Annotated in this window: 22 protein-coding genes and 2 tRNA genes; 14 read left to right on the forward strand and 10 right to left on the reverse strand. The window is 71.2% G+C overall.

What is annotated here, in order from left to right; genetic code table 11:
- Positions 1 to 124: 124 nt before the first annotated feature.
- From DEI82_RS13190 to DEI82_RS13200, 3 genes are read left to right on the forward strand one after another with little or no spacing between them, the layout of a single operon-like run.
- On the forward strand, positions 125 to 1,765 hold the full coding sequence (locus DEI82_RS13190; protein ID WP_111037250.1) for a sensor histidine kinase: 1,641 nt from the start codon (positions 125 to 127) through the stop codon (positions 1,763 to 1,765).
- 17 nt (positions 1,766 to 1,782) lie between these two features.
- Positions 1,783 to 2,445, forward strand: coding sequence for a response regulator transcription factor (locus tag DEI82_RS13195; protein WP_111013933.1), 663 nt, complete (start codon positions 1,783 to 1,785; stop codon positions 2,443 to 2,445).
- 7 nt (positions 2,446 to 2,452) lie between these two features.
- A complete protein-coding gene (locus DEI82_RS13200; RefSeq protein ID WP_111027740.1) occupies positions 2,453 to 3,367 on the forward strand; it encodes a DMT family transporter in 915 nt (304 codons plus the stop codon).
- Positions 3,368 to 3,395: 28 nt separating this feature from the next.
- Here DEI82_RS13200 and DEI82_RS16275 read toward each other — a convergent pair whose 3' ends face one another.
- The 3 genes from DEI82_RS16275 to DEI82_RS13215 all read right to left on the reverse strand — a co-directional run bounded on the left by DEI82_RS16275 (position 3,396) and on the right by DEI82_RS13215 (position 4,498).
- Positions 3,396 to 3,551: a hypothetical protein gene (locus tag DEI82_RS16275; RefSeq protein ID WP_181434930.1), complete on the reverse strand. Its 156-nt coding sequence runs from the start codon at positions 3,549 to 3,551 to the stop codon at positions 3,396 to 3,398.
- Positions 3,552 to 3,728: 177 nt separating this feature from the next.
- On the reverse strand, positions 3,729 to 4,055 hold the full coding sequence (locus DEI82_RS13210) for a hypothetical protein (RefSeq protein ID WP_111037252.1): 327 nt from the start codon (positions 4,053 to 4,055) through the stop codon (positions 3,729 to 3,731).
- 89 nt (positions 4,056 to 4,144) lie between these two features.
- Entirely contained in the window at positions 4,145 to 4,498 is a 354-nt protein-coding gene (locus DEI82_RS13215; protein ID WP_111013932.1) for a hypothetical protein, read from the reverse strand.
- A gap of 95 nt (positions 4,499 to 4,593) precedes the next feature.
- On the opposite strand from DEI82_RS13215, the gene DEI82_RS13220 reads away from it, so the two are divergent.
- Together DEI82_RS13220 and DEI82_RS13225 are read left to right on the forward strand one after the other, a co-directional pair.
- Entirely contained in the window at positions 4,594 to 4,905 is a 312-nt protein-coding gene (locus DEI82_RS13220) for an ATP-dependent DNA ligase (RefSeq protein WP_111011017.1), read from the forward strand.
- Entirely contained in the window at positions 4,902 to 5,225 is a 324-nt protein-coding gene (locus tag DEI82_RS13225) for a hypothetical protein (protein WP_111011018.1), read from the forward strand. The genes DEI82_RS13220 and DEI82_RS13225 overlap by 4 nt, the downstream gene beginning before the upstream one ends.
- On the opposite strand, the gene DEI82_RS13230 is transcribed toward DEI82_RS13225, so the two are convergent.
- Positions 5,194 to 5,267 (reverse strand) — tRNA-Gly (locus DEI82_RS13230). The genes DEI82_RS13225 and DEI82_RS13230 overlap by 32 nt on opposite strands.
- Positions 5,268 to 5,344: 77 nt before the next feature.
- On the opposite strand from DEI82_RS13230, the gene DEI82_RS13235 reads away from it, so the two are divergent.
- The 5 genes from DEI82_RS13235 (at position 5,345) to DEI82_RS13255 (ending at position 8,800) form a co-directional block, all read left to right on the forward strand.
- Positions 5,345 to 5,701, forward strand: coding sequence for a hypothetical protein (locus DEI82_RS13235; RefSeq protein ID WP_146242916.1), 357 nt, complete (start codon positions 5,345 to 5,347; stop codon positions 5,699 to 5,701).
- 136 nt (positions 5,702 to 5,837) lie between these two features.
- Positions 5,838 to 5,914: transfer RNA gene (locus DEI82_RS13240), tRNA-Pro, on the forward strand.
- A 35-nt stretch (positions 5,915 to 5,949) separates the two neighbouring features.
- A complete protein-coding gene (gene tig / locus DEI82_RS13245) occupies positions 5,950 to 7,269 on the forward strand; it encodes a trigger factor (RefSeq protein WP_111027718.1) in 1,320 nt (439 codons plus the stop codon).
- Positions 7,270 to 7,486: 217 nt separating this feature from the next.
- On the forward strand, positions 7,487 to 8,113 hold the full coding sequence (locus DEI82_RS13250) for an ATP-dependent Clp protease proteolytic subunit (protein ID WP_111011021.1): 627 nt from the start codon (positions 7,487 to 7,489) through the stop codon (positions 8,111 to 8,113).
- A 27-nt stretch (positions 8,114 to 8,140) separates the two neighbouring features.
- Entirely contained in the window at positions 8,141 to 8,800 is a 660-nt protein-coding gene (locus tag DEI82_RS13255; RefSeq protein ID WP_111011022.1) for an ATP-dependent Clp protease proteolytic subunit, read from the forward strand.
- Positions 8,801 to 9,073: 273 nt separating this feature from the next.
- On the opposite strand, the gene DEI82_RS13260 is transcribed toward DEI82_RS13255, so the two are convergent.
- Complete coding sequence (locus DEI82_RS13260; RefSeq protein WP_111011023.1) at positions 9,074 to 9,805, reverse strand: copper resistance CopC family protein; 732 nt, start codon at positions 9,803 to 9,805, stop codon at positions 9,074 to 9,076.
- Positions 9,802 to 10,569 (reverse strand): YcnI family protein, encoded by a 768-nt coding sequence (locus DEI82_RS13265; RefSeq protein WP_111011024.1) that lies wholly within the window; start codon positions 10,567 to 10,569, stop codon positions 9,802 to 9,804. The genes DEI82_RS13260 and DEI82_RS13265 overlap by 4 nt, the downstream gene beginning before the upstream one ends.
- A gap of 206 nt (positions 10,570 to 10,775) precedes the next feature.
- Between DEI82_RS13265 and clpX the strand changes: the two genes are divergently transcribed.
- On the forward strand, positions 10,776 to 12,056 hold the full coding sequence (gene clpX, locus DEI82_RS13270) for an ATP-dependent Clp protease ATP-binding subunit ClpX (RefSeq protein WP_111011025.1): 1,281 nt from the start codon (positions 10,776 to 10,778) through the stop codon (positions 12,054 to 12,056).
- A gap of 137 nt (positions 12,057 to 12,193) precedes the next feature.
- On the opposite strand, the gene DEI82_RS13275 is transcribed toward clpX, so the two are convergent.
- Together DEI82_RS13275 and DEI82_RS13280 are read right to left on the reverse strand one after the other, a co-directional pair.
- On the reverse strand, positions 12,194 to 14,218 hold the full coding sequence (locus DEI82_RS13275) for a M3 family metallopeptidase (RefSeq protein WP_111037254.1): 2,025 nt from the start codon (positions 14,216 to 14,218) through the stop codon (positions 12,194 to 12,196).
- A gap of 58 nt (positions 14,219 to 14,276) precedes the next feature.
- Positions 14,277 to 14,867, reverse strand: a complete 591-nt coding sequence (locus tag DEI82_RS13280) for a TetR/AcrR family transcriptional regulator (protein ID WP_111011027.1) — start codon at positions 14,865 to 14,867, stop codon at positions 14,277 to 14,279.
- 211 nt (positions 14,868 to 15,078) lie between these two features.
- On the opposite strand from DEI82_RS13280, the gene DEI82_RS13285 reads away from it, so the two are divergent.
- Complete coding sequence (locus DEI82_RS13285; RefSeq protein WP_111037255.1) at positions 15,079 to 15,915, forward strand: alpha/beta fold hydrolase; 837 nt, start codon at positions 15,079 to 15,081, stop codon at positions 15,913 to 15,915.
- A gap of 170 nt (positions 15,916 to 16,085) precedes the next feature.
- Positions 16,086 to 17,129 carry an SDR family oxidoreductase gene (locus DEI82_RS13290; protein ID WP_258372067.1) on the forward strand — a complete coding sequence of 348 codons (1,044 nt, stop codon included), beginning with the start codon at positions 16,086 to 16,088 and terminating at the stop codon, positions 17,127 to 17,129.
- A 52-nt stretch (positions 17,130 to 17,181) separates the two neighbouring features.
- Here the strand turns inward: DEI82_RS13290 and DEI82_RS13295 are convergent, their stop codons facing one another.
- Positions 17,182 to 17,427, reverse strand: coding sequence for a hypothetical protein (locus tag DEI82_RS13295; RefSeq protein ID WP_111037256.1), 246 nt, complete (start codon positions 17,425 to 17,427; stop codon positions 17,182 to 17,184).
- A gap of 95 nt (positions 17,428 to 17,522) precedes the next feature.
- On the reverse strand, positions 17,523 to 20,117 hold the full coding sequence (gene valS, locus DEI82_RS13300) for a valine--tRNA ligase (RefSeq protein WP_111037257.1): 2,595 nt from the start codon (positions 20,115 to 20,117) through the stop codon (positions 17,523 to 17,525).
- 234 nt (positions 20,118 to 20,351) lie between these two features.
- Between valS and DEI82_RS13310 the strand changes: the two genes are divergently transcribed.
- Positions 20,352 to 21,926, forward strand: a complete 1,575-nt coding sequence (locus tag DEI82_RS13310; RefSeq protein ID WP_111037258.1) for an MFS transporter — start codon at positions 20,352 to 20,354, stop codon at positions 21,924 to 21,926.
- Positions 21,927 to 21,936 lie beyond the last annotated feature (10 nt).

Below are 21,936 nucleotides of genomic sequence, written 5' to 3' on the forward strand. Positions count from 1 at the left end.
GATGTGTATAAGAGACAGGCCCGGAGGGTGGGACTACCCGGAGGGTCGGAGGGGGGACAACCCCACCACGGGTCCGGGAGCGGGCAGGATGGGGCGCGGGCCCGCCGACCGCGAGGCTCGATCCATGACCGAAACAGCTCGCATCGACACCGCGGAGACCGTGCCCATGCCCTCCGACCAGCTCCCGTCGGCCGCGTCGGGCGGCGTGCCCGCGTCGGGCGCCGTGCCCGCGTCCGGCAGCGCGCCCGCGTCCGGCAGCGCGCCCGCGTCCGGCAGCGCGCCCGGCCGCATACCGGGGACCCGACTCGGCGACGTCCCCCCGTCCGGCCCGGACGACGGCGCCGTCCCGCCCGGCGGTGGGGGTGGTGGCGACGGCACCCCGCGCCGCTCCTTCTACCGGGACGCCTGGAGGCACGTCCCCCGTGACTTCGGGTACCTCGCGTTCACGGCGCTGCTCCTCGGCACCGTGTACTCCGTGTTCCCCCTCGTGATCCTGCACGGGACCGCCGGGCAGGTGCTCAACCCGATCTCGCTCGTGCTGTTCCTGGCGTCGCTGTTCGTCGCCCGATGGCTCGGCGCGTTCGAGCAGCTCCGGATGAGCTGGGCCGAGCCCGAGCGCTTCCGCCCGGTCGACTGGACGCCGCGGTGGCGACAGAACTGGTTCCTCCGGATCGTGTCGGCGGTGGCGAACCCGCACTACTGGCTGTACCTGCTGCACGCGGTCGTCGTCTACCCGCTCGTCGCGTGCATCACGATCGGCGCCGGCGCCACCCTCGTCGCCGGTGTCGTGGCCCCGGTCGGCGCCGGGTTCGCCGCCATCACCCACGGGTGGCAGATCAACCAGTACCTCGCCCATCAGGGGATCGGCCAGACCTGGCCCTGGGTGGTCGGCGCGATCGCGTGCGCGGTGTCGGTGACGGCAGCGGTCCTCCTGTTCCCGCTGTGGACCCGCGGCGCGGTGCTCGCGCACTACTGGGTGGACCGAGCACTCCTCGGCGGCTTCCGGTCCGAGGTGCTGCAGCAGCGCGTCGTCGGGCTGCAGGCGTCGCGGGCCGGTGCCGTCACCGCCGAGGGCCAGGCGCTCCGTCAGATCGAGCGTGACCTGCACGACGGACCGCAGCAGCGGCTCGTCCGGCTGCGGATGGACCTCGCGGCGGCCGAGCGCGCGTTCGAGCTCGACCCCGAGCGTGCCCGCGGGCTCATGGCCGAGGCGTCCGGGCACGCGAAGGACGCCCTCGACGAGCTCCGTGCGCTGTCCCGGGGGTTCGCGCCGCCGATCCTGCTCGACCGCGGGCTCGTCGCGGCACTCGAGGCGCTCGTGTCCCGGACGCCCCTGCCCGTCGACCTCGACGTGCGGCTGCCGGACGGGTTCGTGCTGCCGACCGAGATCGAGCGCAACCTGTACTTCACGGTGAGCGAGCTCCTGACGAACACCACGAAGCACGCGGAGGCGTCCTCCGCCGAGGTCTCGATCACCCTGACGTCCGACCCCGACGGTCAGCCGGTGCTCGAACTCCGGGTCCGGGACGACGGCCGGGGTGGTGCCGTCGTGCAGGAGGGCCACGGGATCCTCGGGCTCATGGGGCGGATGCGCGCGCTCGACGGCGAGCTGTCGGTGTCGAGCCCGGCGGGTGGCCCGACCGACGCCGTGGCGCGGATCCCGCTCGGCGCGCTGCGGGGTACGCCGACGACGATGCCGGGAGGCCCGTCCTCGTCCACCACAGGTCCGGTCGCGCCCGCCGCGGGACCGACCGCGGCGCCGTGACGGCTAGCATCGAGCGCATGACCGACGGCCCGGATGCACCCCGCATCCGGGCCGTCGTCGTCGACGACGCGGTCCTCCTGCGCGAAGGCCTCACGCGCGTCCTCGACGAGGCCGGGATCGCGGTCGTCGCGCAGTACGGTGACGCGGTGACGTTCCTCGCGAGCCTGCCGGAGGTCCGACCGGACGTCGTCGTGATGGACGTCCGCATGCCGCCGAGCTACACGGACGAGGGTGTGCGCGCCGCCGTCGCGGCCCGTCGTACGGTGCCGGGCATCGGGGTGCTCCTCCTCTCGCAGTACGTCGAGGCGTCGTACGCCGAGGAGCTCCTGGCAGACGGATCGAGCGGGCTCGGCTACCTGCTCAAGGACCGCGTCACGCGCCTCGACGAGATCGACGACGCGATCCGGCGCATCGCGAGCGGCGGAACGGTGCTCGATCCCGAGGTCGTGACGGAGCTCATGGGGCGTCGGCGCGACCCGCTCGCCGCCCTGACACCGCGCGAGCGGGACGTCCTCGCGCTCATGGCCGAGGGGCGCTCGAACGCCGCGATCGCACGCACCCTCGTGATCGGGACCGGCGCCGTCGAGAAGCACGTGTCGAACATCTTCGCCAAGCTCGGACTCGAGGACACCGGCGACGACCACCGTCGTGTCCTCGCCGTCCTCGCGTCCCTGCGATGAGGCACCGATGAGCGCGCCGACCCCGGCCCGGGACGGTGACCGCGCGGCACGTGTCCCGGCGCCCGCGCTCGCCGTCGCCGCCATGGTGTCGGTGCAACTCGGCGCGGCGATCGCGAAGACCCACTTCGACGTCGTCGGGTCCGTCGGTGCGGCCGTGCTCCGTCTGACGATCGGCGCCGTCGTGTTCGCCCTCGTGGTGCGGCCGGCGGTGCGGTCGTGGGACCGGGCGCAGTGGCTCGGCGCCCTCGGGCTCGGTCTCGCCCTCGGCGGCATGAACGTCTGCATCTACGTCGCGTTCGCGAGCATCCCGATCGGCATCGCGGTGACGGTGGAGTTCCTCGGGCCGCTCGCGCTCTCGCTCGTGTACACCCGGCGATGGCGCGACGTGGTCTGGGCCGCGCTCGCACTCGCCGGCGTCGTGCTGCTCGGTGTCGGCGCGTCCGGTCCCGCCGCGGTCGCGGGGTTCGTGTTCGCCGTCGTCGCCGCGGTGTGCTGGGCGGCGTACATCGTGCTCAACCGGCACGTCGGTGCGCGGATCCCCGGGGTGGACGGTCTGAGCGTCTCGCTCGTCGTCGCGATGCTCGTCGCCCTCCCGGTCGGTGCGGGCGCCGCCGTGCACGGTGTCCGAGCGGATCCGGTGCTGCTGCTCGTGTTCGGCGCCGTGGCCGTGCTGTCGAGCGTCCTGCCCTACGCCCTCGAGATGCAGGCGCTCCGGACGTTGCCCCCGCGGGTGTTCGGGGTGCTCCAGAGTCTCGGGCCGGCCATCGCAGCGCTCGCCGGGTTCGCGATCGCGGGCGAGGCCCTGTCGGCGCGGGAGCTCGTCGCGCTGGCCTGCGTGACGCTGGCCAGCATCGGCGTCACCGTGAGCGGCCGACGGGAGCGCGGGAGGAGCACACCAGTACCCGACGCGCCCCCTGCCTGACGGGCCTCCCGGCCGACGCCGGGGCCGGTCAGTCCTCGGACACGAGGAAGTCCGCGTACGTCGGCTCGGTCTGGTCCGGGGCGAGGAGCGACGGGTCGTTGACGCGCTGCTCGACGTAGGCCGCGATGACCTCGGGCGGGGTGAGGACGTGGGACATCCAGGAGGGGACGTCGGTCTTCTTCATCTGCCCTCCCGTGGTCGATGCGGCCGGCACTGGTCCGTCCGTCCAATCCTTCACGTGCTGAAATGTTCAGCGACGTGGTGTTCGATGAACGATCCTCCGCGCCGGTGGGGCTGTCAACGCGGTCACGTCGGAATGTCCGCTTCACGCGGTCCGCGCGTCCGTGCCTGCGCTGAGCGGTCACCATCGGTCATCCGCGACCCGGCGGGTCCGCCGATCGTCCTCGCGGAGCGCTCGGTGTTTGACGGCGGATCGCCAGACCCAGGCCTCGGCCGGGTGACCGAACTGCGCCCACTCCACGAGGACGGCGTCGACGGTCCAGCTGCGGGCGAACGCCTTGACCCGGACGTGGAACGACGGGAACTGGATCCACGCCCACACCGGGATCGGCGTGACGGCGTGGCAGGGATCGCCGCCCCGGGCGTCCTCCGACAGCGAGAACGCGTCGGGGCGCGGCGACTCGGGGTGCTCCGGTGGTGACCACCGGTCCTCACGTCGCCGTCCCATACCCCTATTCGAACGTCTGTTCGAACCCGGCGTCAAGTCGAGCGGCGCGTCCCCGCTCGGCTGCGCGTCCGGTACGCCCTCGGCCGACCCTACGTGGCGTCGTAGTCCAGGTCGACGAGGAAACTGAGGTCCTGCACGTCGGTCATCTCGGCGGGCCACTCCGGCCGGCTCGGTTGCAGGGACATCGTCCCCCGCTCGAGGCGCTCGATGACCTCCTGGTCGAGCGGTTCGTCCGGGCTCTCGAGGACCGGTGTCGAGAAGATCTGGCTCGCGGGCCCGATGAGCAGGTGGGCGTACCCCCTGCTGCCGCCGTCCGTGACGACCGGGATCTGGACGACGTCGGCGACGCCCGCCACGGCGAGTGCCCGGGCGTACCGGAGGAGGGCCTTGCACGTGCTGTCGCCGGTCATGACGTACCCCCCGGCATAGTGGATGCGTCGCATGATGCCAGCGTGGTCGTTCCGGTCTGGGTACGCTGACAGGACAGGCGTTGGGCTCCCTGGTGGCGATCCCAGGAGCCGGATCGGAGGCTGGTCCCATGGGCAGGATGATCTACAACAGCTCGTACACCGTGGACTTCGAGGACCGCCTGCTCGCGCACCTGCAGATCGTGATCGCGACGAAGCTGCGCCGCGGCGAGTCGTTCATGTTCTCCTGGAAGGACGACCGCGACGTCGGGAACGGTCGGACCGCGATCTGGCTCGACCGGACCGTGCCCCTCGTCATCCGCTACTCGGGCAGTCGCCCGCCGACCATCAACCGCGAGTGGGTCGAGGCGTTGGCCCAGGCAGCCGGGTCACCCGGCGGACTGCGCATCGTCCCCGAGCCCTCGGAAGGGACCCCGGCATGATCCGGACCATCGTCATCTACGACGGGATCGAGTACACGATCTCGAAGGAGGGGCCCGACGCGGTGCGGGAGCGGATCCGGACGGCCCTGGCGTCCGACGGCCTCATGTGGCTCGAGGTGAACCGTGGCGACGGCCGGCCGACCCCGGCCGTGCTGCTCGTGTCCCGGAGTTCGACCATCGCACTCGTCGCCGACCGTGATGCATCGGACGACGGCGATCCGGTGCGGTACCGGCTCGAGGAGGACGAGCACCTGCTCGGCACGGTGGACGACGTCGGGTCGGGTCACGTGGAGGGGATGACGGGAATCGAACCCGCGTAGCCAGTTTGGAAGACTGGGGCTCTACCATTGAGCTACATCCCCGTGCGACACCGCGGCGCCGCCCTCCGATCGTAGCGGACGGCCGGGTGCCCACGCACACCGCGCCTACACTCGGCGGCGTGCGGGTACCCCGGATCGCCACCACCAGCCACGATCCGCTCGTGCGGCGTTCGCGCGTGGTCTCCTACGTCCTCGTCGCCGTCGGCGTCGTCGTCCTGTCGTTCGCGCCGTCGGTCGTCGGCGGACGGGTGGGAGAGCCGTTGCACGTGCTCCTGCACGTGGTCCGCCCGATCGTCGCGGTGGCGCTGTTCGCGGCCGCGGTGCTCGTCCAGGTCGCCGTGGGCGTCCGCTGGCGGCGCCGGCTCCTGCGGGACGCCGCGGACGACGGCCGCCAGGACCGCAGGACCGGTCGCGGGCAGGACGCCGCCACCGACGGCCGGGAGGACCGGGGCGCGCTGCCACCGCCACCCGCGTGACGCGGGTGCCCACCGCCTCCACGGCCGCTGGGAGGGCCGGGAACGCGGCGCTTGCGTGCCGCTAGACTCGTCGGGATCGATCGCGGTCGGGTCCGTCCTGCCCGCGCTCGTTGCACGACCCTGGCCCGGCAACGACCGGGGCGTAGCTCAGCTTGGTAGAGCGCCCGCTTTGGGAGCGGGAGGTCGCAGGTTCAAATCCTGTCGCCCCGACCAGGTCACACCATCGTCAACCTCAGGAGAACACACCCTTGGTCACCAGCACCGTCGACAAGTTGAGCCCCACCCGGGTCAAGCTCACCGTGAACGTGACGCCGGACGAGCTCAAGCCGAGCATCGACCACGCGTACAAGCACATCGCCGAGCAGATCAACATCCCCGGCTTCCGGAAGGGCAAGGTGCCGCCGGCCATCGTCGACCAGCGCGTCGGCCGCCCGGAGATCCTGAACCACGCCGTCGGGGACGCCATCGACACCTTCTACCGCCAGGCGGTCGAGGAGAACGAGCTCCGCGTGCTCGGTCGCGCCGAGGCCGACATCGCCGAGCTCCCGAGCGTCAAGGACTTCTCCGGCGACCTCGTCCTCACGTTCGAGGTCGACGTCCGTCCCGAGTTCGACCTCCCCGACTACGAGGGCCTCGAGCTCACGGTCGACGCGGTCGACGTCACCGACGACGAGATCGAGGAGGAGCTCCAGAACCTCCGCACGCGCTTCGGCACGCTCGTCACGGTCGACCGCCCCGCCACCGCGGGCGACTTCGCCCAGCTCGACCTCACCGCGACCATCGGCGACGAAGAAGTCGACTCGGCCACGGGCGTCTCGTACGAGATCGGCTCCGGCGACCTCATCGAGGGCATCGACGACGCCCTCGAGACCCTGACCGCAGGCGAGTCCACCACCTTCGAGTCGAAGCTCCTCGGCGGCGACCACGAGGGCGAGACCGCCCAGATCGCCGTGACGCTCACGGCCGTCAAGGAGCGCGAGCTGCCCGAGGCCGACGACGAGTTCGCGCAGATCGCGAGCCAGTTCGACACGATCGACGAGCTCAAGGCGGACCTCAAGGAGCAGATCGCCAAGTCGAAGACCTTCGGCCAGGGCGCCGCGGCCCGCGACCAGCTCGTCGAGAAGCTCCTCGACAGCGTCGAGATCCCGATCTCGCAGCAGCTCATCGACGACGAGGTCCACCGTCACCTCGAGCAGGAGAACCGCCTCGAGGACGACGAGCACCGCGCCGAGGTCGCCGAGTCCAGCGAGAAGGCGTTCAAGTCGCAGCTGCTCCTCGACGCGGTCGCCGAGCAGGAGCAGGTCCAGGTCAGCCAGGAGGAGCTGACCCAGTACCTGATCCAGGCCGCCGCGCAGTACGGCATGGAGCCGGGCGAGTTCATCAAGGTGATCGACCAGAACGGCCAGATCCCGGGCATGGTCGGCGAGGTCGCCCGTTCCAAGGCGATCGCGACCGTGCTCGCCAAGGCGAAGGTCGTCGACACGAACGGCAACCCGGTCGACCTGTCCGCGTTCACCGCGGGCGTCGCGCAGGAGCCGGCGACGGACGCCGAGGCCGACGCCGAGTGAGCCGACCTGACTGACCGACCTCGCAGGCTCGGTCGGCGCCGCGCAACGCTGGCGCGTCGCACCTGCGAAGAGCGCGCACGGGAGGCCCGGGACCAGCTGGTCCCGGGCCTCCCGTGCGTCGTTCCCGGCCCTGGTATTGCCGACAGCGAACTCGGGAGATGCGCCGCGTTGCACCCGATAGGTTCGACGACAAGCGACAACTGAACGGGAGCTACACATGGCCGAAGCGACACTGAACCCCAGTGTTTTTGACCGTCTTCTGAGGGACCGGATCGTCTGGCTCGGCTCCGAGGTCCGTGACGACAACTCGAACGAGATCGCTGCGAAGCTGCTGCTGCTCGCGGCGGAGGACCCCGAGAAGGACATCTACCTCTACATCAACTCGCCCGGTGGTTCGATCACCGCCGGCATGGCCATCTACGACACGATGCAGTTCGTCCCGAACGACATCGTCACCGTCGGTATCGGGCTCGCCGCCTCGATGGGGCAGTTCCTGCTCTCGTCCGGCACCCCGGGCAAGCGCTACATCACTCCGAACGCCCGCGTGCTCCTGCACCAGCCGTCCGGTGGCTTCGGCGGGACCGCCGCCGACATCCAGACCCAGGCCAAGGTCATCCTCGACATGAAGCAGCGCATGGCGGAACTCACCGCCGAGCAGACCGGCAAGTCGATCGAGCAGATCCTCAAGGACAACGACCGCGACAACTGGTTCACCGCGCAGGAGGCCCTGGAGTACGGCTTCGTCGACCACCTCCGTGCGATGTCCAGTGAGGTCATCGGTGGCGGCGGGACGGTCGGCGACGGCGAGACCGAGACCCCGGCCGCCGCGCCGTCCGCCGAGTAGCCCACCACCAAGAAAAGGAAATCGAGAATGCATCTCCCCATGCTCGGTGGCGCGCAGAACGTCCCCGCACCCTCCGACCGCTACATCCTCCCGAGCTTCGAGGAGCGCACCGCCTACGGCTACAAGCGCCAGGACCCGTACGCCAAGCTCTTCGAGGACCGCATCGTGTTCCTCGGCGTGCAGGTGGACGACGCTTCGGCCGACGACATCATGGCCCAGCTGCTCGTGCTCGAGTCGATGGACCCGGACCGCGACATCGTCATGTACATCAACTCGCCCGGTGGCTCGTTCACGGCCATGACGGCGATCTACGACACGATGCAGTACATCCGTCCGCAGATCCAGACGGTGTGCCTCGGTCAGGCCGCGTCCGCCGCGTCGGTGCTCCTGGCCGCCGGCACGCCGGGCAAGCGTCTCGCGCTGCCGAACGCCCGCGTGCTCATCCACCAGCCGGCAACCCAGCAGGGTGGCGGGCAGGCGTCGGACATCGAGATCCAGGCCGCGGAGATCCTCCGCATGCGCACCTGGCTCGAGGAGACCCTGTCGCGGCACTCGAACCGCACCCCGGAGCAGGTCAACCACGACATCGAGCGCGACAAGATCATGTCCGCGCAAGAGGCCGTCGAGTACGGGCTCATCGACCAGGTGCTGACCAGCCGCAAGTCGCTGCCGGCGCTCGTCAAGTAGTCCCGACAGACCGAGGGCCCCGACCGTTCTGGTCGGGGCCCTCCGTCGTGTCCGGCGGCTTGGTGGCCGCGCGCCTGCGCCGCTTGCGCCGCTTGCGCCGCTTGCGCCGCTTGCGCCGCTTGCGGGGCCTGCGTCCTGCGGCTTGCGGCCTGCGGCCGGCTTGCGGCCTGCGGCCGGCCTGCGGCCGCCCACCCTTCCGCGAGATCGCAGTCGTTGCCGTTCTGGGTCTCCTCAGAACGGCAACGACTGCGATCTCGCCGGGGGCGCCTGCGGTCAGTCGCGGGCGTCGTCGGCGAGGTCGTCCTCGTCGTCGCGGCCGCGTTCGGCGGTCGCCGGCTCCACGGCGGATCCGGCAGGGCGGCGGAGGAGCAGCAGCACGACCACGACGAGCGCCACGAGCACGAGCCCGCCCGCGCCGATCCAGATCGCGTCGCCCACGACCCCGCTGGAGCCGCTGCCCGCGCTGCCCGTGCCGGAGTCCGACGCGGCGGCCGACGAGCCCGGCCCGGACGCGCAGACCGGCGGCCGCGTGCTCCCCGTGGCGGGGCGGAACCCGGCCGGGGCATCCCACCGGAACCGGTACTGGTCCGACACCGTGTGGCCGTCGGCACTGACGATCTGCCACTCGATCGTGTACTCGCCCGACCGTCCGAGCGCCGCCTTCGTCGTCATCGACGGGCCGTCCACGATGAGGCAGCCGTTCTCGTAGTACCGACCGCTCGGTCCGACGATCCGGTAGGCGAAGCCCGAGTTGGTGTCGCCGATGTCGAGCAGACGGTCGTTCGTCGTGATCTCGAACCGCTTCGGCAGTGAGGTCAGTGTGCCGTTGACGGTCGGCGTCGACGCGATCATGTAGTTGTGCGCGGAGGCCGGGGCCGCCAGTCCGAGGACGGCGCCTGCGGTGACCGCCACCGATGCCAGCGCGAGGGCGAGCGCGCGACGCGCCCCGGTCCTCCCGGCCGGCGACGCCGCACCGGATCCGGTGCGGATGCGGCGGGCGCTCACCGGGGACGCCGCCGGGCCATGGCGGCCGCGCTCACGACGCCCACCGCGCCGACGACGAGTCCGGCGATGCCGAGGCCCCGAGCGACGAGGTCGGTGTCCCCGCCGGCGGATCCGGTGCCGCTCGTCTCGGTGCCGCTCGCCTCGGTGCCGCTCGCACTGCCCGTCGCCGCGTCGCTGGCGTGCTCCTGCGCGTGGTCGTCGTCGTCGTCCGCGCCCGGGATCGCCGCGGTCAGGGTGACGGCCGGTGCGGGGTGCTCGGGCTCGTCCTGGCCGGCCTTCTGCACCTGGTCCCACTCGGTCGATCCGGTGACGCACGTCTGGGTCACGGGGAACGCGACGATCGTGCCGGGCTTGCCGTCGGGCAGCGAGAGCGAGAGCTGGAAGGTGTCGCGCTCGTCCGCGGCCAGGGGCGTCGTCGCCGTGTACGTGACGCTCGTCACGCGCGTCCCGGCGTCGGCGGGGTCCTCGTCGTCGCTCGCGGACTGCTTGCTCGTGTAGGGCTCCGTCGCCTTGGTGATCGTCCAGTTGGGGTTCACCGTGGGCGTCACGTCGATGACCGACCGTGGAACGTGGAAGGTCAGCGCGGTGGTGGGGGAGCCGTCGCACCCGTGCGGGACCGAGAACGTCAGGGTCGTGTACGAGTCGGCGGCGGTGTCCGTGGCCGTCGCCTCCACGTGGGCGCTCGCCGCGGCGGCGGTCCCGAGGACGAGAGCGGCCGTGATGCCCACGGTGGCGGCGGTGCCCGCGACGAGGCGCTTGCGCATGGAGGTCCTTTCGCTTCTACAACTTGTAGAGTCCCGACGGCCACCGTAGTCCGAGGCGGTCCTGCGGCACAAACCGGCCGCCCCGAGCGAACGCGTGGTGGTTTGCGGCACGGTCGCGCCGTCAGTGTCGTCGGATGCGATTAGGCTCAACTCCACGACGACCTCGTGTGCCAGCCACCGGTGCGCGACGACCAAGGAGGCCTCGCATGGCACGCATCGGAGAGAGCGCCGATCTCCTCAAGTGCTCCTTCTGCGGCAAGAGCCAGAAGCAGGTGCAGCAGCTCATCGCGGGCCCGGGCGTGTACATCTGCGACGAGTGCGTCGAACTCTGCAACGAGATCATCGAGGAACGCCTGGCCGAGGCCGGCGAGGACACCGCGGACGGCGACTTCGACCTCCCCAAGCCGCGCGAGATCTTCGACTTCCTCGAGGAGTACGTCATCGGACAGGACCCGGCCAAGCGTGCGCTGTCGGTCGCGGTCTACAACCACTACAAGCGCATCCGCGCCCAGGGTGCGATCACCGCGGCCGAGCACCGCGGCGACGACATCGAGATCGCCAAGTCGAACATCCTGCTCATCGGCCCGACGGGCTGTGGCAAGACCTACCTGGCGCAGACCCTGGCCAAGCGGCTCAACGTGCCGTTCGCGGTCGCGGACGCCACGGCGCTCACCGAGGCCGGCTACGTCGGCGAGGACGTCGAGAACATCCTGCTCAAGCTGATCCAGGCCGCCGACTACGACGTCAAGCGGGCCGAGACGGGGATCATCTACATCGACGAGGTCGACAAGATCGCCCGGAAGGCCGAGAACCCCTCGATCACGCGCGACGTCTCGGGCGAGGGCGTGCAGCAGGCGCTCCTCAAGATCCTCGAGGGCACGACGGCGTCGGTGCCGCCGCAGGGTGGGCGCAAGCACCCGCACCAGGAGTTCATCCAGATCGACACGACGAACGTGCTGTTCATCGTGGCCGGGGCGTTCGCCGGGCTCGAGGACATCATCTCGTCCCGCATCGGCAAGCGGGGCATCGGCTTCGGCGCACCGTTGCACAGCCCGCTCGACCAGACCGACGTCTACGGCGAGGTCCTGCCCGAGGACCTGCACAAGTTCGGCCTCATCCCGGAGTTCATCGGGCGCCTCCCCGTCGTGACCACCGTGACACCGCTCGACCAGGCCGCCCTCATGGAGATCCTGACCGAGCCGAAGAACGCGCTGGTCAAGCAGTACCAGCGGATGTTCCAGATCGACGGCGTCGAGCTCGAGTTCGACCGGCAGGCGCTCGAGGCGATCGCGGACCTCGCGGTGCTCCGCCAGACCGGTGCCCGTGGTCTTCGCGCCATCATGGAAGAAGTCCTCGGCCCGATCATGTTCGAGGTCCCCTCGGACGATGACGTCGCTCGCGTCGTCGTCACGCGGGAGTCCGTGCTCGAGAACGCCGCGCCGACGATCGTGCCGCGGGCGCGCAAGCGCGTCGAGAAGTCCGCGTAGCGCCGCTGCAACGCGGTCGGCGGACGTCCCGCTGGCCCGTTGAACACGCCCGTGCCGTTCGAACACCGCGATCCCCGTGTTCGAACGGCATCGCGGTGTTCGAAGCCTGGCGGCGCCTCGGCGCGACGTCGGCCGGCCTACTCGAGCCCGCGGCGGCGCAGCAGGGGACCGACCTCGGCGTCGCGGCCCCGGAACTCGCGGTAGGCCTCGAGCGGGTCGCGGGAGCCTCCGACACCGAGGACGATCGAGGCGAACCGGCGTCCGGCCTCGCGTGACAGGCCGCCGTGCTCCCGGAACCACTCCACGGTGTCCGCGTCGAGCACCTCGCTCCAGATGTAGCCGTAGTAGCCCGCGTCGTACCCGCCCGAGAACGTGTGGGCGAAGTACGTCGACGAGTAGCGCGTGGGGACCGCGGGGACGGCGATGCCGGCGGCCTCGAGGGCGTCCTGCTCGAACGCCTCCACGTCGGTCACCGCCGCGGCCTCCGCGGAGCTGAGGCGGTGCCAGGCCTGGTCGAGCATCGCGGCAGCGAGGTACTCGGTCGTGGCGAAGCCCTCGTTGAACCCCTCGGAGTCGCTGAGGCCGAGCACGAGTTCCGCGGGCATGGGCTCGCCGGTCTCGTGGTGTCGGGCGTAGTTCACCAGGACCTCGGGCCAGTTGAGCCACATCTCGTTGACCTGGCTCGGGAACTCGACGAAGTCGCGCTCGACGCTCGTGCCCGAGAACCGCGGGTACGTCGTCCGCGCGATGAGGCCGTGCAGCGCGTGCCCGAACTCGTGGAACAGCGTGGTGACCTCGTCCTGGGTCAGGAGTGTGGGGGACCCGGCGGCGGGCTTCGGCACGTTGAGGTTGTTGACGACGACGGGCAGGGTGCCGATCAGGGCCGACTGCTCGACGATCGGGTTCATCCACGCACCGCCGCGCTTGCCGTCGCGCGTGTACAGGTCGAGCAGGTAGAGGCCGACCGACGCGCCCTGTTCGTCCGTGACCTCGAACACCCGGACCTCGTCGTTGTAGCCGTGCAGGTCGGGCCGCTCGGCGAACGACAGGCCGTACAGGGCGTTCGCCGCGTGGAACACACCGTCGTGCAGCACGCGCTCCGCCTCGAAGTACGCGCGCATCGCGGTCGCGTCGACCGCGAACTGCTGGGCGCGGAGGATCTCGGTCGCGTACGCCCAGTCGTGCGCCTCGACCTCGTGGCCGAGCACCCGCGCACGGACCTCGCGCTCGTCCCGGGCGTTCGCGGCCGCGGCGGGCGCGAGCGACGTCAGGAGGCCGTCCACCGCCTCCGGCGTCCCTGCGGTCTCGTCGGCGGTCACGGCGGCGGCGTGGTTCGGGAACCCGAGGAGTTCCGCGCGCTCGGCACGGAGCCGGACGATGCGGAGCACGAGGTCCCGGTTGTCCCAGTCGTTGCCCCGCCGACCCCGCTGCAGCGAGGCGTCCATGATGCGGGCTCGGACCGCTCGGTCCGTCAGCGTCGCCAGGTAGGGGTGCCCGGTGAACAGCGGCAGGGTGATGAGCCAGCCGTCCAGGCCGCGCGCCTCGGCGGCCCCGCGGGTCGCGGACCGGGCACCGTCGTCGAGGCCGTCGAGCTCCGCCTCGTCGGTGATGTGCACGGCGAGGTCGTTCGTGTCGTCGAGCAGGTTGCGCTCGAACCGTGTCGTGAGCGTCGAGAGCTCCTGGTTCAGCGCGGTCAGGCGCTCCTTGCCGGCGGCGTCGAGCCCCGCACCGGCCAGGGTCATCTCGGTGTGGGTCCGCTCCACCAGGCGGAGGTCCTCGCCGGTCAGGCCGAGGTCCTCGCGGGCGTCGTGCACGGCGGCGACCCGCTCGTACAGCCGACTGTCGAGGGTGATCGCGTCGCGGTGGGCGGCCAGCAGCGGCGAGATCTCGGCCTCGAGGTCGTGGATCTCGGCGGTCGAGTCCGCCGAGGCGACGGTGAAGAAGGCCATGGACACGCGCGCCAGGAGCTGCCCGGACCGCTCGAGGGCGACGAGCGTGTTGTCGAACGTCGGGGACTCCGGGTTCGTCGCGATCGCCTCGACCTCTGCACGCTGCTCGCGCATGCCCTGGTCGAACGCGGGGCGGTAGTGCTCGAGCCGGACCTCGGTGAACGGGGGGAGCGCGTACGGGAGGCTGCTCGGGGCGTCGAAGGGCGTGGCCATGTCCACCACCCTAGGACCGGGGGTGCGGGGACGCCCGGGGGCGGGCCTCCCGGCCGGTTCAGCGGGTGGCGACCGCGGCGTCGACGAGCGTGGCGGCGGCGCGTCGGGCGTGGACGGCGGCGTCGGCGGTGCCGGCGATCGCCGCGGTGGTCTGGGCGCCCTCGGCGAGCAGTGCGAGCTGGGCGGCGAGCTCCTCGGCGTGGGCGTGGTCGAGCCCGATGGTGGCGGTGAGCCCGGCGATGTACCGCTGGAAGGACTCCTTGTGTCGCCGCGCCATGTCCGCGATCGCAGGGGAGGTCGCGCCGAGTTCCCCGAAGGCGTTGATGAACCCGCACCCGCGGAACGAGCTGTCGGCGAACCACGCCTCGAGGTAGTCGTAGACGGCGAGGAGCTTCGCTCGGGGCCCGTCGGCGGCGTCGACGGCGGCGCTGACCCCGCGCTCCCACATGTCGTGCCGGCCGGCGAGGACGGCGACGACGAGGTCCTCCTTGCCGGGGAACTCCTTGTAGAGGCGTTTCAGCGACACGTTCGCGGCCGAGCGGACGGCGTCCATGCCGACCGACTGGATGCCACGTCGGTAGAACAGCTCGTCGGCAGCGGCGATGATGCCGGCCCGGGTGTCGTCCTGCTCGACGGTGACGGTGCTCATGTCTGGTTCCTCTGGTCCTCGGTCGTGGCAGCGGAGGAGCTGCGGCGGGATGGTGTCGACGTCCCCCGTTCGGAGCAGTACCTGCGAGTCGGCTGAGACCGGCTTGCGCGGAGAACGCTCGTTCTCTACTGTAACGGACATCGGCGGAGAACGATCGTTCTCCACCGGACCGGACCGAGAGACGGCCCGGACGACGAAGGGATGTAGGACGATGAGCACCATCACGGTCGGGACCGAGAACAGCATCGACATCGAGCTCCACTACGAGGACAAGGGCACGGGCCAGCCGGTCGTGCTCATCCACGGCTTCCCGCTCGACGGCAACTCGTGGGAGGGCCAGGTGCCCGCGCTCCTCCAGGCGGGCTACCGCGTCATCACGTACGACCGCCGCGGGTTCGGGCGGTCGTCGCAGCCGTCGACCGGGTACGACTACGACACGTTCGCGGCGGACCTCAACGTCGTCATGGAGACCCTCGACCTGCACGACGCGATCCTCGTCGGCTTCTCGATGGGCACCGGCGAGGTCGCCCGGTACATCGCCACCTACGGTTCCGGGCGCGTCGCGAAGGCCGCGTTCCTCGCATCGCTCGAGCCGTACCTCGCGGTGACCGACGACAACCCGGACGGAGCGGCGCCGATGTCCTTCTTTGAGGGGATCGCCGAGACCGTCGCGCAGGACCGTTACGCGTACTTCACCGCCTTCTACCAGGACTTCTTCAACCTCGACGAGAACCTGGGCAGCCGCATCAGCGAGGAGGCGGTCCGCAACGCGTGGAACGTGGCCGCCGGTTCCGGGGCCATCGCGTCCGCGGCCGCGCCCCTGACCTGGCCGACCGACTTCCGCGCGGACATCCCCCAGGTGGACGTCCCCGCGCTCATCGTGCACGGCACCGGCGACCGCATCCTGCCGATCGACGCCACCGGTCGGCGCTTCGCCGCGGCGCTGCCGTCGGCGGACTACGTCGAGATCGAAGGGGCGCCGCACGGGCTCCTCACGACCCACACCGCGGAGGTGAACGAGGCCCTGCTCGCCTTCCTCCGCAAGTAGGCCCGGCGCAGCACCAGCCCGCTCCTCTCGCACCCCGCCCTCCGATCCGGCAGGGTGGTGGCCGCAGGGCGATGCCCCGCTCCACTCCGGAGCGGGGCATCGCCGTGTCCGGCGCTCGCGGCCCGCGAACGGCCCTCGCTGGGAACGACGGCCACCCGGAGGGCGTACCAGTGGACCGTCAGGAGACGGGGACGTCCCGCTCCGCCGAGCGCACCGGGAGGCGCACCATGGGCAAGCGGAACCGCACGATCGTGATCACGGGGGCGTCCAGCGGCATCGGTCGGGCCACGGCGCTCCGGTTCGCCCGCGCCGGCGACGCGGTCGTCCTCGCCGCCCGTCGTCCCACCGCCCTGGAGGCCGTGGCCGCCGAGTGCCGTGCGCTCGGTGGCGAGGCGCTCGCCGTGCCGACCGACACGAGCGACGAGACCGCCGTGCTCCGCCTGGCAGCGGAGGCCGTCCGCCGGTTCGGACGCATCGACGTGTGGATCAACGACGCCGCCATCTCGTCGTTCTCGCCGTTCCTGCAGATGCCGATGGACGAGTTCCGCCGCGTGATGGACGTCAACGTCATGGGGTACGTGTACGGCGCACGCGCGGCCCTCGAGGTCATGGAGCGGCAGGGCCGTGGCGTGCTCGTCAACGTGTCGTCCATCGTGGGCGAGGTCCCGCAGCCGTACACCGCGCCCTACGGCATGTCGAAGGCGGCGGTCCGTGCCCTCGGCGTGAGCCTCCGGTCCGAGCTCATGCTCCGCGGCAAGAAGCGCATCCACGTCGTCACGGTCCTGCCGCCCACCGTGGACACGCCGTTCTTCCGGCACAGCGCGAACCACACCGGCCGCAAGATCGTCGCGCTGCCGCCGGTCTACGGTGTCGACAAGGTCGCGCGCGCGGTCGTCCGCGCGGCCGACGCGCCCGGCAAGGCGACCGAGATCGCGATCGGAGGTGCCGGCAAGGCGTTCGTGCAGCAGCACCGCATGACCCCGACCGCGGTCGAGGCGCAGATGGCGATCCAGACCGACAAGACGCACCTGTCGCGCCACGAGCACGTCCCCGACAACCAGGGGACGATCTTCACCCCGTCGTCCGACCCGCGGGACGCGACGGCGGATGGCGGGTGGCACGGCGGACGGCGCACCGCGAGCCGCAACGTGATGGGCTGGGCGCTCGTCGGCGCGATCGCGGTGTTCGTCGGACGGCGTCTCCGCGCGCGCTGACCAGCCCCTCCTGGCTGCCTGCCCGGCCCAGCCGAGACCGGGCTGGGTCCGCTCAGGGCCCGTCGTCGTGGGGCGGCGTCGTCACGGCCTGCCCGAGCGGGTCGAGGTGGATCCGCGTCCCGTCGTCGAGCTCGGCGATCGGTCGGCGCTCGAGCCACGTCAGGGTCCAGCGCCACGTCGAGGCGTCGACCCCCTCGTCGGCGAGTTCCTCCTCGACCGTCCGGACCGCGACGAGCATCGCCTCCGGCAGGGCGGCCGGTGGCTCCTGCCCGACGCTCCATCGTGTGCCCAGCTGCATGGTGCCTCCAGTCCGTCCCAGTCCGATCCGAGATCGCAGTCGTTGCCGTTCTGATCGAACCAGAACGGCAACGACTGCGATCTCGCGGAGGGGGGTCAGACCGCGGGCTGCTCCTCGAGCTCGATCTCCACGACGCTGAGTTCCGCGCCCTCCGCGAACGCCAGGTTCCGGATCCGCCCGACCGCGGCGAGGTCCGGCGCGGCCTGCTCGATGAGCGCCCGCACCGGTTCGGGGGCCGCGACGACCGCCCGCGTGACGGGCGTCTTCTGCGACGCCTTCGCCGCCGTCTTCGCCCCGCGGATGCCGATGAGCGCCTGCCCGACGGCCTCGAGCAGCCCGGACTCGTCGGCGTCGACCGGCAGGTCGGCCGGGGTCGGCCAGGAGGCCCGGTGCACCGATCCGTCGTGCGTCCAGGCCCACACTTCCTCCGTTGCGAACGGGAGGAACGGTGCGAGCAGGCGGGTCAGCACGTCCATCGCGGCGCGGAGCGCGAGCACCGCCGAGGCCTGCGTCTCGTGGGTGGCCTCGTCGGCGGTGCCGTACGCGCGCTCCTTGACGAGCTCGAGGTAGTCGTCGCAGAACGTCCAGAAGAACCGCTCGGTGACCTCGAGCGCGCGGGCGTGGTCGTACTGCTCGAACGCGGTCGTGGCCTGCTCGACGACCGAGCGGAGCGCGGCGAGCATGTCCACGTCGAGCGCCTCGGTGACGCTGTGCGCACCGACGGGCAGCTCGAAGCCGTGCACGAACTTCGCGGCGTTGAGCACCTTGATCGCCAGGCGTCGACCGACCTTGATCTGCTTGGGGTTCTGCGGGTCGAACGCCGCGTCGGTGCCGAGACGCGAGGACGCCGCCCAGTACCGGACCGCGTCGGCGCCGTGCTGCTCGAGCATGTCGATGGGCGTGACGACGTTGCCCTTCGACTTCGACATCTTCTTGCGGTCCGGGTCGACGATGAACCCCGAGATCGAGGCGTTCGCCCACGGGGCGACGCCGTCCTCGAGCTGGGCCCGGAGCGCGGTCGTGAACAGCCAGGTCCGGATGATGTCCTGGCCCTGCGGACGGACGTCGTACGGGTAGACGATCCCGAACAGGTCGGGGTCCCGCTCCCACCCGCCGGCGAGCTGCGGGGTCAGGGACGAGGTCGCCCACGTGTCCATGACGTCGACCTCGCCGATGAACCCGCCGGGGACGCCGCGCTGGTCGGCTGAGTAGCCGGGAGCCGGGTCGGACGACGGGTCCACGGGGAGCTGGTCCTCGGTCGGGGTGATCACCTGGTCGAACACGGGGTTGCCGTCGGCGTCGAGCGGGTACCAGACGGGGAGCGGCACACCGAAGAACCGCTGCCGCGACACGAGCCAGTCGCCGGACAGGCCGTTCACCCAGTTCTCGTACCGGACGCGCATGAAGTCCGGGTGGAACGCGATCTGCTGACCGCGCTCGACGAGGGTGTCCTTGAGCTGCTGGTCGCGCGACCCGTTGACGATGTACCACTGCCGCGTCGACACGATCTCGAGCGGCTTGTCGCCCTTCTCGAAGAACTTGACCGGGTGCGTGATCTTCTTGACGTCGCCGATGAGCTCGCCCGATTCGGTGAGCGCGTCGACGACGACCTGCTTGGCGCTGAACACGGTCTTGCCGGCCATCTCGGCGTACACGGCCAGGCCGCGCTCGGAGGTGATGACGTCGGGCGCCTGTGACACGATGCGGCCGTCGAACCCGATCACCGAGCGGTTCGGCAGCTGCAGCTCGCGCCACCAGACGACGTCCGTCGTGTCGCCGAAGGTGCAGATCATCGCGATGCCGGCGCCCTTGTCCTGCTGTGCCAGGTGGTGGGCGAGCACCGGGACCTCGACGTCGAACAGCGGGGAGCGCACCGTCGTCCCGAACAGGTCCTGGAACCGTTCGTCGTCCGGGTGCGCGACGAGTGCGACGCACGCGGGGAGCAGCTCTGGCCGGGTCGTCTGGATCACGACGTCGCCGCTGCCGTCGGTCTTGTGGAACGCGATGCCGTGGTACGCGCCGGGCTGGTCCCGGTCCTCCAGTTCGGCCTGCGCGACCGCCGTGCGGAACGTGACGTCCCACAGGGTCGGTGCGTCCGCCTGGTAGGCCTCGCCGCGGGCGAGGTTCCGCAGGAACGCCTTCTGCGCGATCGCCTGCGATTCGTCGCCGATCGTCCGGTACGACTGCGTCCAGTCCACCGACAGGCCGAGGGTGCGCCACACGTGCTCGAACTGCTGCTCGTCCTCGACGGTCAGGCGCTCGCACAGCTCGATGAAGTTGCGGCGTGAGATCGGGACCTGGTCGGCGGCCTTGGTGCTCTTGCCGTCGCCGCCCTCGAACGGTGGCGTGAAGGACGCGTCGTAGGGGAGCGACGGGTCGCAGCGGACGCCGTAGTAGTTCTGCACGCGGCGTTCCGTCGGCAGGCCGTTGTCGTCCCAGCCCATCGGGTAGAACACGCGCTTGCCGCGCATGCGCTCGAACCGCGCCTTGACGTCGGTGTGGGTGTAGCTGAACACGTGCCCGATGTGCAGCGAGCCGGACGCCGTGGGCGGCGGGGTGTCGATCGAGTAGACGTCGGCGCGGGTCGCACCATCGCGGTCGAACCGGTAGATGCCGTCGGTCTCCCACTGCGGGCCCCAGACCTGCTCGAGGCCGTCCACCGAGGGCTTGTCGGGCATGGGCTTGGTCATGGCTGCACCTTCCGGTCGATGTGTGCGGCACCGAGTCCGTGATGAGGTGCCTGAGTGTTCCGCGCGCTGCGGGTCGGGACAAGGGTACCGGGGCCGGGAGGGTCGGACCAGTCGCCGCCACACGGCGACCACGACAGGCGAGGCGCACACCCTGAGCGGTGAGGACGCGCACGGGCCCACCGATACGGCACTCTGGTACGTGACATTCCACGACGTCCAGGAGGACCAGGACCAGTGACCGCGCCATCGAACGACACCACGACGTCCCGACCGCGCCGCAGGGGAGCGCCGGACCTCGTCCGGTCCGCTCGGCGCCGCCTGACCGCGGACGACGTGACGGTCGTCGACGGTCCGCTGCTCAAGCGCGCGGTCACGGCGGCGGCGCTGGGCAACGCGATGGAGTGGTTCGACTTCGGCGTCTTCGCCTACCTCGCCACGACGATCGGGCAGGTGTTCTTCCCGTCGGCGGACCCGACGGCCAGCACGATCTCGGCGTTCGCGACGTTCACCGCCGCGTTCCTGGTCCGACCGCTCGGCGGCGTGGTGTTCGGTCCGCTCGGGGACCGGATCGGGCGACAGCGGGTGCTCGCGCTGACGATGGTGCTCATGGCGGCCGGGACCTTCGCCATCGGGCTGGTGCCCGGGTACGACCGGATCGGGCTGTGGGGTGCGGTCCTCCTCTTGCTCGCCCGGCTGTTGCAGGGGTTCTCGACGGGCGGTGAGTACGGCGGGGCGGCGACGTTCATCGCCGAGTACGCACCGGACCGGCGCCGTGGCGCCCTCGGCGCCTGGCTCGAGTTCGGGACGCTCGGCGGGTACGTGCTCGGCGCCGGGCTCGTGACGGCCCTCCAGGCGACGCTGTCGGACGACGCGCTGCTCGGGTGGGGGTGGCGGGTGCCGTTCCTCGTGGCGGGTCCGCTCGGGGTCATCGGGCTGTACCTGCGTCTCCGGCTCGAGGAGACGCCCGCGTTCCAACGACAGCAGGCCGCGCTCGCTGAACGCGAGGCGGAACGGACCCCGGTCGTGCGCCTGCTCGCCGAACACTGGCGGCCGCTGCTCGTGTGCATCGGGCTGGTGCTCGTGTTCAACGTCACCGACTACATGCTGTTGTCCTACATGCCGACCTACCTGACCGAGACGCTCGGCAGCGACGCCACCGACGGCCTCGTGCTCGTCATCGTCGTGATGGTCGTCATGATGGCGGTGATCGGGCTCGGCGGCCGGCTGTCCGATCGGTTCGGACGGCGCCCCGTGCTCTTCGCGGGCTGCATCGGCTTCATCGTCCTGTCGTGGCCGGCCCTCGCCCTCGTGCAGACCGCGGACCCGTGGCTCGGGTTCTGCGGACTGCTGCTCATGGGACTCGTGCTCGTGACGTTCACGTCGACCATGCCGTCGACGCTGCCCGCGCTGTTCCCGACCGCTGTCCGCTACGGGGCGCTCGCGATCGCGTTCAACGTCTCGGTGTCGTTGTTCGGCGGGACGACACCACTGGTGACCGAGGCGCTCGTCGCGGCCGCTCACGACGCCGGCCTGCCGTGGGCGGACGACGTGCCCGCGCTGTACCTCGTCGTCGCCGCGGTGATCGGGCTGGTCGCGGTGGCCTGCACCACCGAGACCGCACAGGAGCCGCTGCTCGGCTCGGGACCCACCGTGACCACCGAGGCCGAGGCGTCCGCGGTCATCGAGCAGTACGCCGACCCGACGAGCGCGTTCTCGCGCACGAGCTGGGCGCAGGACTTCGCCACGAGTCAGATCCCGGTGGTGGGGGAGCAGGACGACCCACGCGATCGCCCTCAGTCCGTTCGGTAGGGTCGACGCA

The sequence above is a fragment of the Curtobacterium sp. MCBD17_019 genome, assembly GCF_003234555.1.
GTDB lineage: Bacteria > Actinomycetota > Actinomycetes > Actinomycetales > Microbacteriaceae > Curtobacterium.

Bases quoted from the DNA above. Each gene is read 5' to 3' on its own strand.
- DEI82_RS13255 (WP_111011022.1), top strand. From the start codon at position 8,141: ATGCATCTCCCCATGCTCGGTGGCGCGCAGAACGTCCCCGCACCCTCC.
- DEI82_RS13295 (WP_111037256.1), bottom strand. From the start codon at position 17,427: ATGCAGCTGGGCACACGATGGAGCGTCGGGCAGGAGCCACCGGCCGCC.
- DEI82_RS13285 (WP_111037255.1), top strand. From the start codon at position 15,079: ATGAGCACCATCACGGTCGGGACCGAGAACAGCATCGACATCGAGCTC.
- DEI82_RS16275 (WP_181434930.1), bottom strand. From the start codon at position 3,551: ATGAAGAAGACCGACGTCCCCTCCTGGATGTCCCACGTCCTCACCCCG.
- clpX (WP_111011025.1), top strand. From the start codon at position 10,776: ATGGCACGCATCGGAGAGAGCGCCGATCTCCTCAAGTGCTCCTTCTGC.
- DEI82_RS13200 (WP_111027740.1), top strand. From the start codon at position 2,453: ATGAGCGCGCCGACCCCGGCCCGGGACGGTGACCGCGCGGCACGTGTC.
- DEI82_RS13195 (WP_111013933.1), top strand. From the start codon at position 1,783: ATGACCGACGGCCCGGATGCACCCCGCATCCGGGCCGTCGTCGTCGAC.
- DEI82_RS13210 (WP_111037252.1), bottom strand. From the start codon at position 4,055: ATGGGACGGCGACGTGAGGACCGGTGGTCACCACCGGAGCACCCCGAG.
- DEI82_RS13280 (WP_111011027.1), bottom strand. From the start codon at position 14,867: ATGAGCACCGTCACCGTCGAGCAGGACGACACCCGGGCCGGCATCATC.
- DEI82_RS13215 (WP_111013932.1), bottom strand. From the start codon at position 4,498: ATGCGACGCATCCACTATGCCGGGGGGTACGTCATGACCGGCGACAGC.
- DEI82_RS13250 (WP_111011021.1), top strand. From the start codon at position 7,487: ATGGCCGAAGCGACACTGAACCCCAGTGTTTTTGACCGTCTTCTGAGG.
- DEI82_RS13225 (WP_111011018.1), top strand. From the start codon at position 4,902: ATGATCCGGACCATCGTCATCTACGACGGGATCGAGTACACGATCTCG.
- valS (WP_111037257.1), bottom strand. From the start codon at position 20,117: ATGACCAAGCCCATGCCCGACAAGCCCTCGGTGGACGGCCTCGAGCAG.
- DEI82_RS13190 (WP_111037250.1), top strand. From the start codon at position 125: ATGACCGAAACAGCTCGCATCGACACCGCGGAGACCGTGCCCATGCCC.
- DEI82_RS13275 (WP_111037254.1), bottom strand. From the start codon at position 14,218: ATGGCCACGCCCTTCGACGCCCCGAGCAGCCTCCCGTACGCGCTCCCC.
- DEI82_RS13220 (WP_111011017.1), top strand. From the start codon at position 4,594: ATGGGCAGGATGATCTACAACAGCTCGTACACCGTGGACTTCGAGGAC.
- DEI82_RS13265 (WP_111011024.1), bottom strand. From the start codon at position 10,569: ATGCGCAAGCGCCTCGTCGCGGGCACCGCCGCCACCGTGGGCATCACG.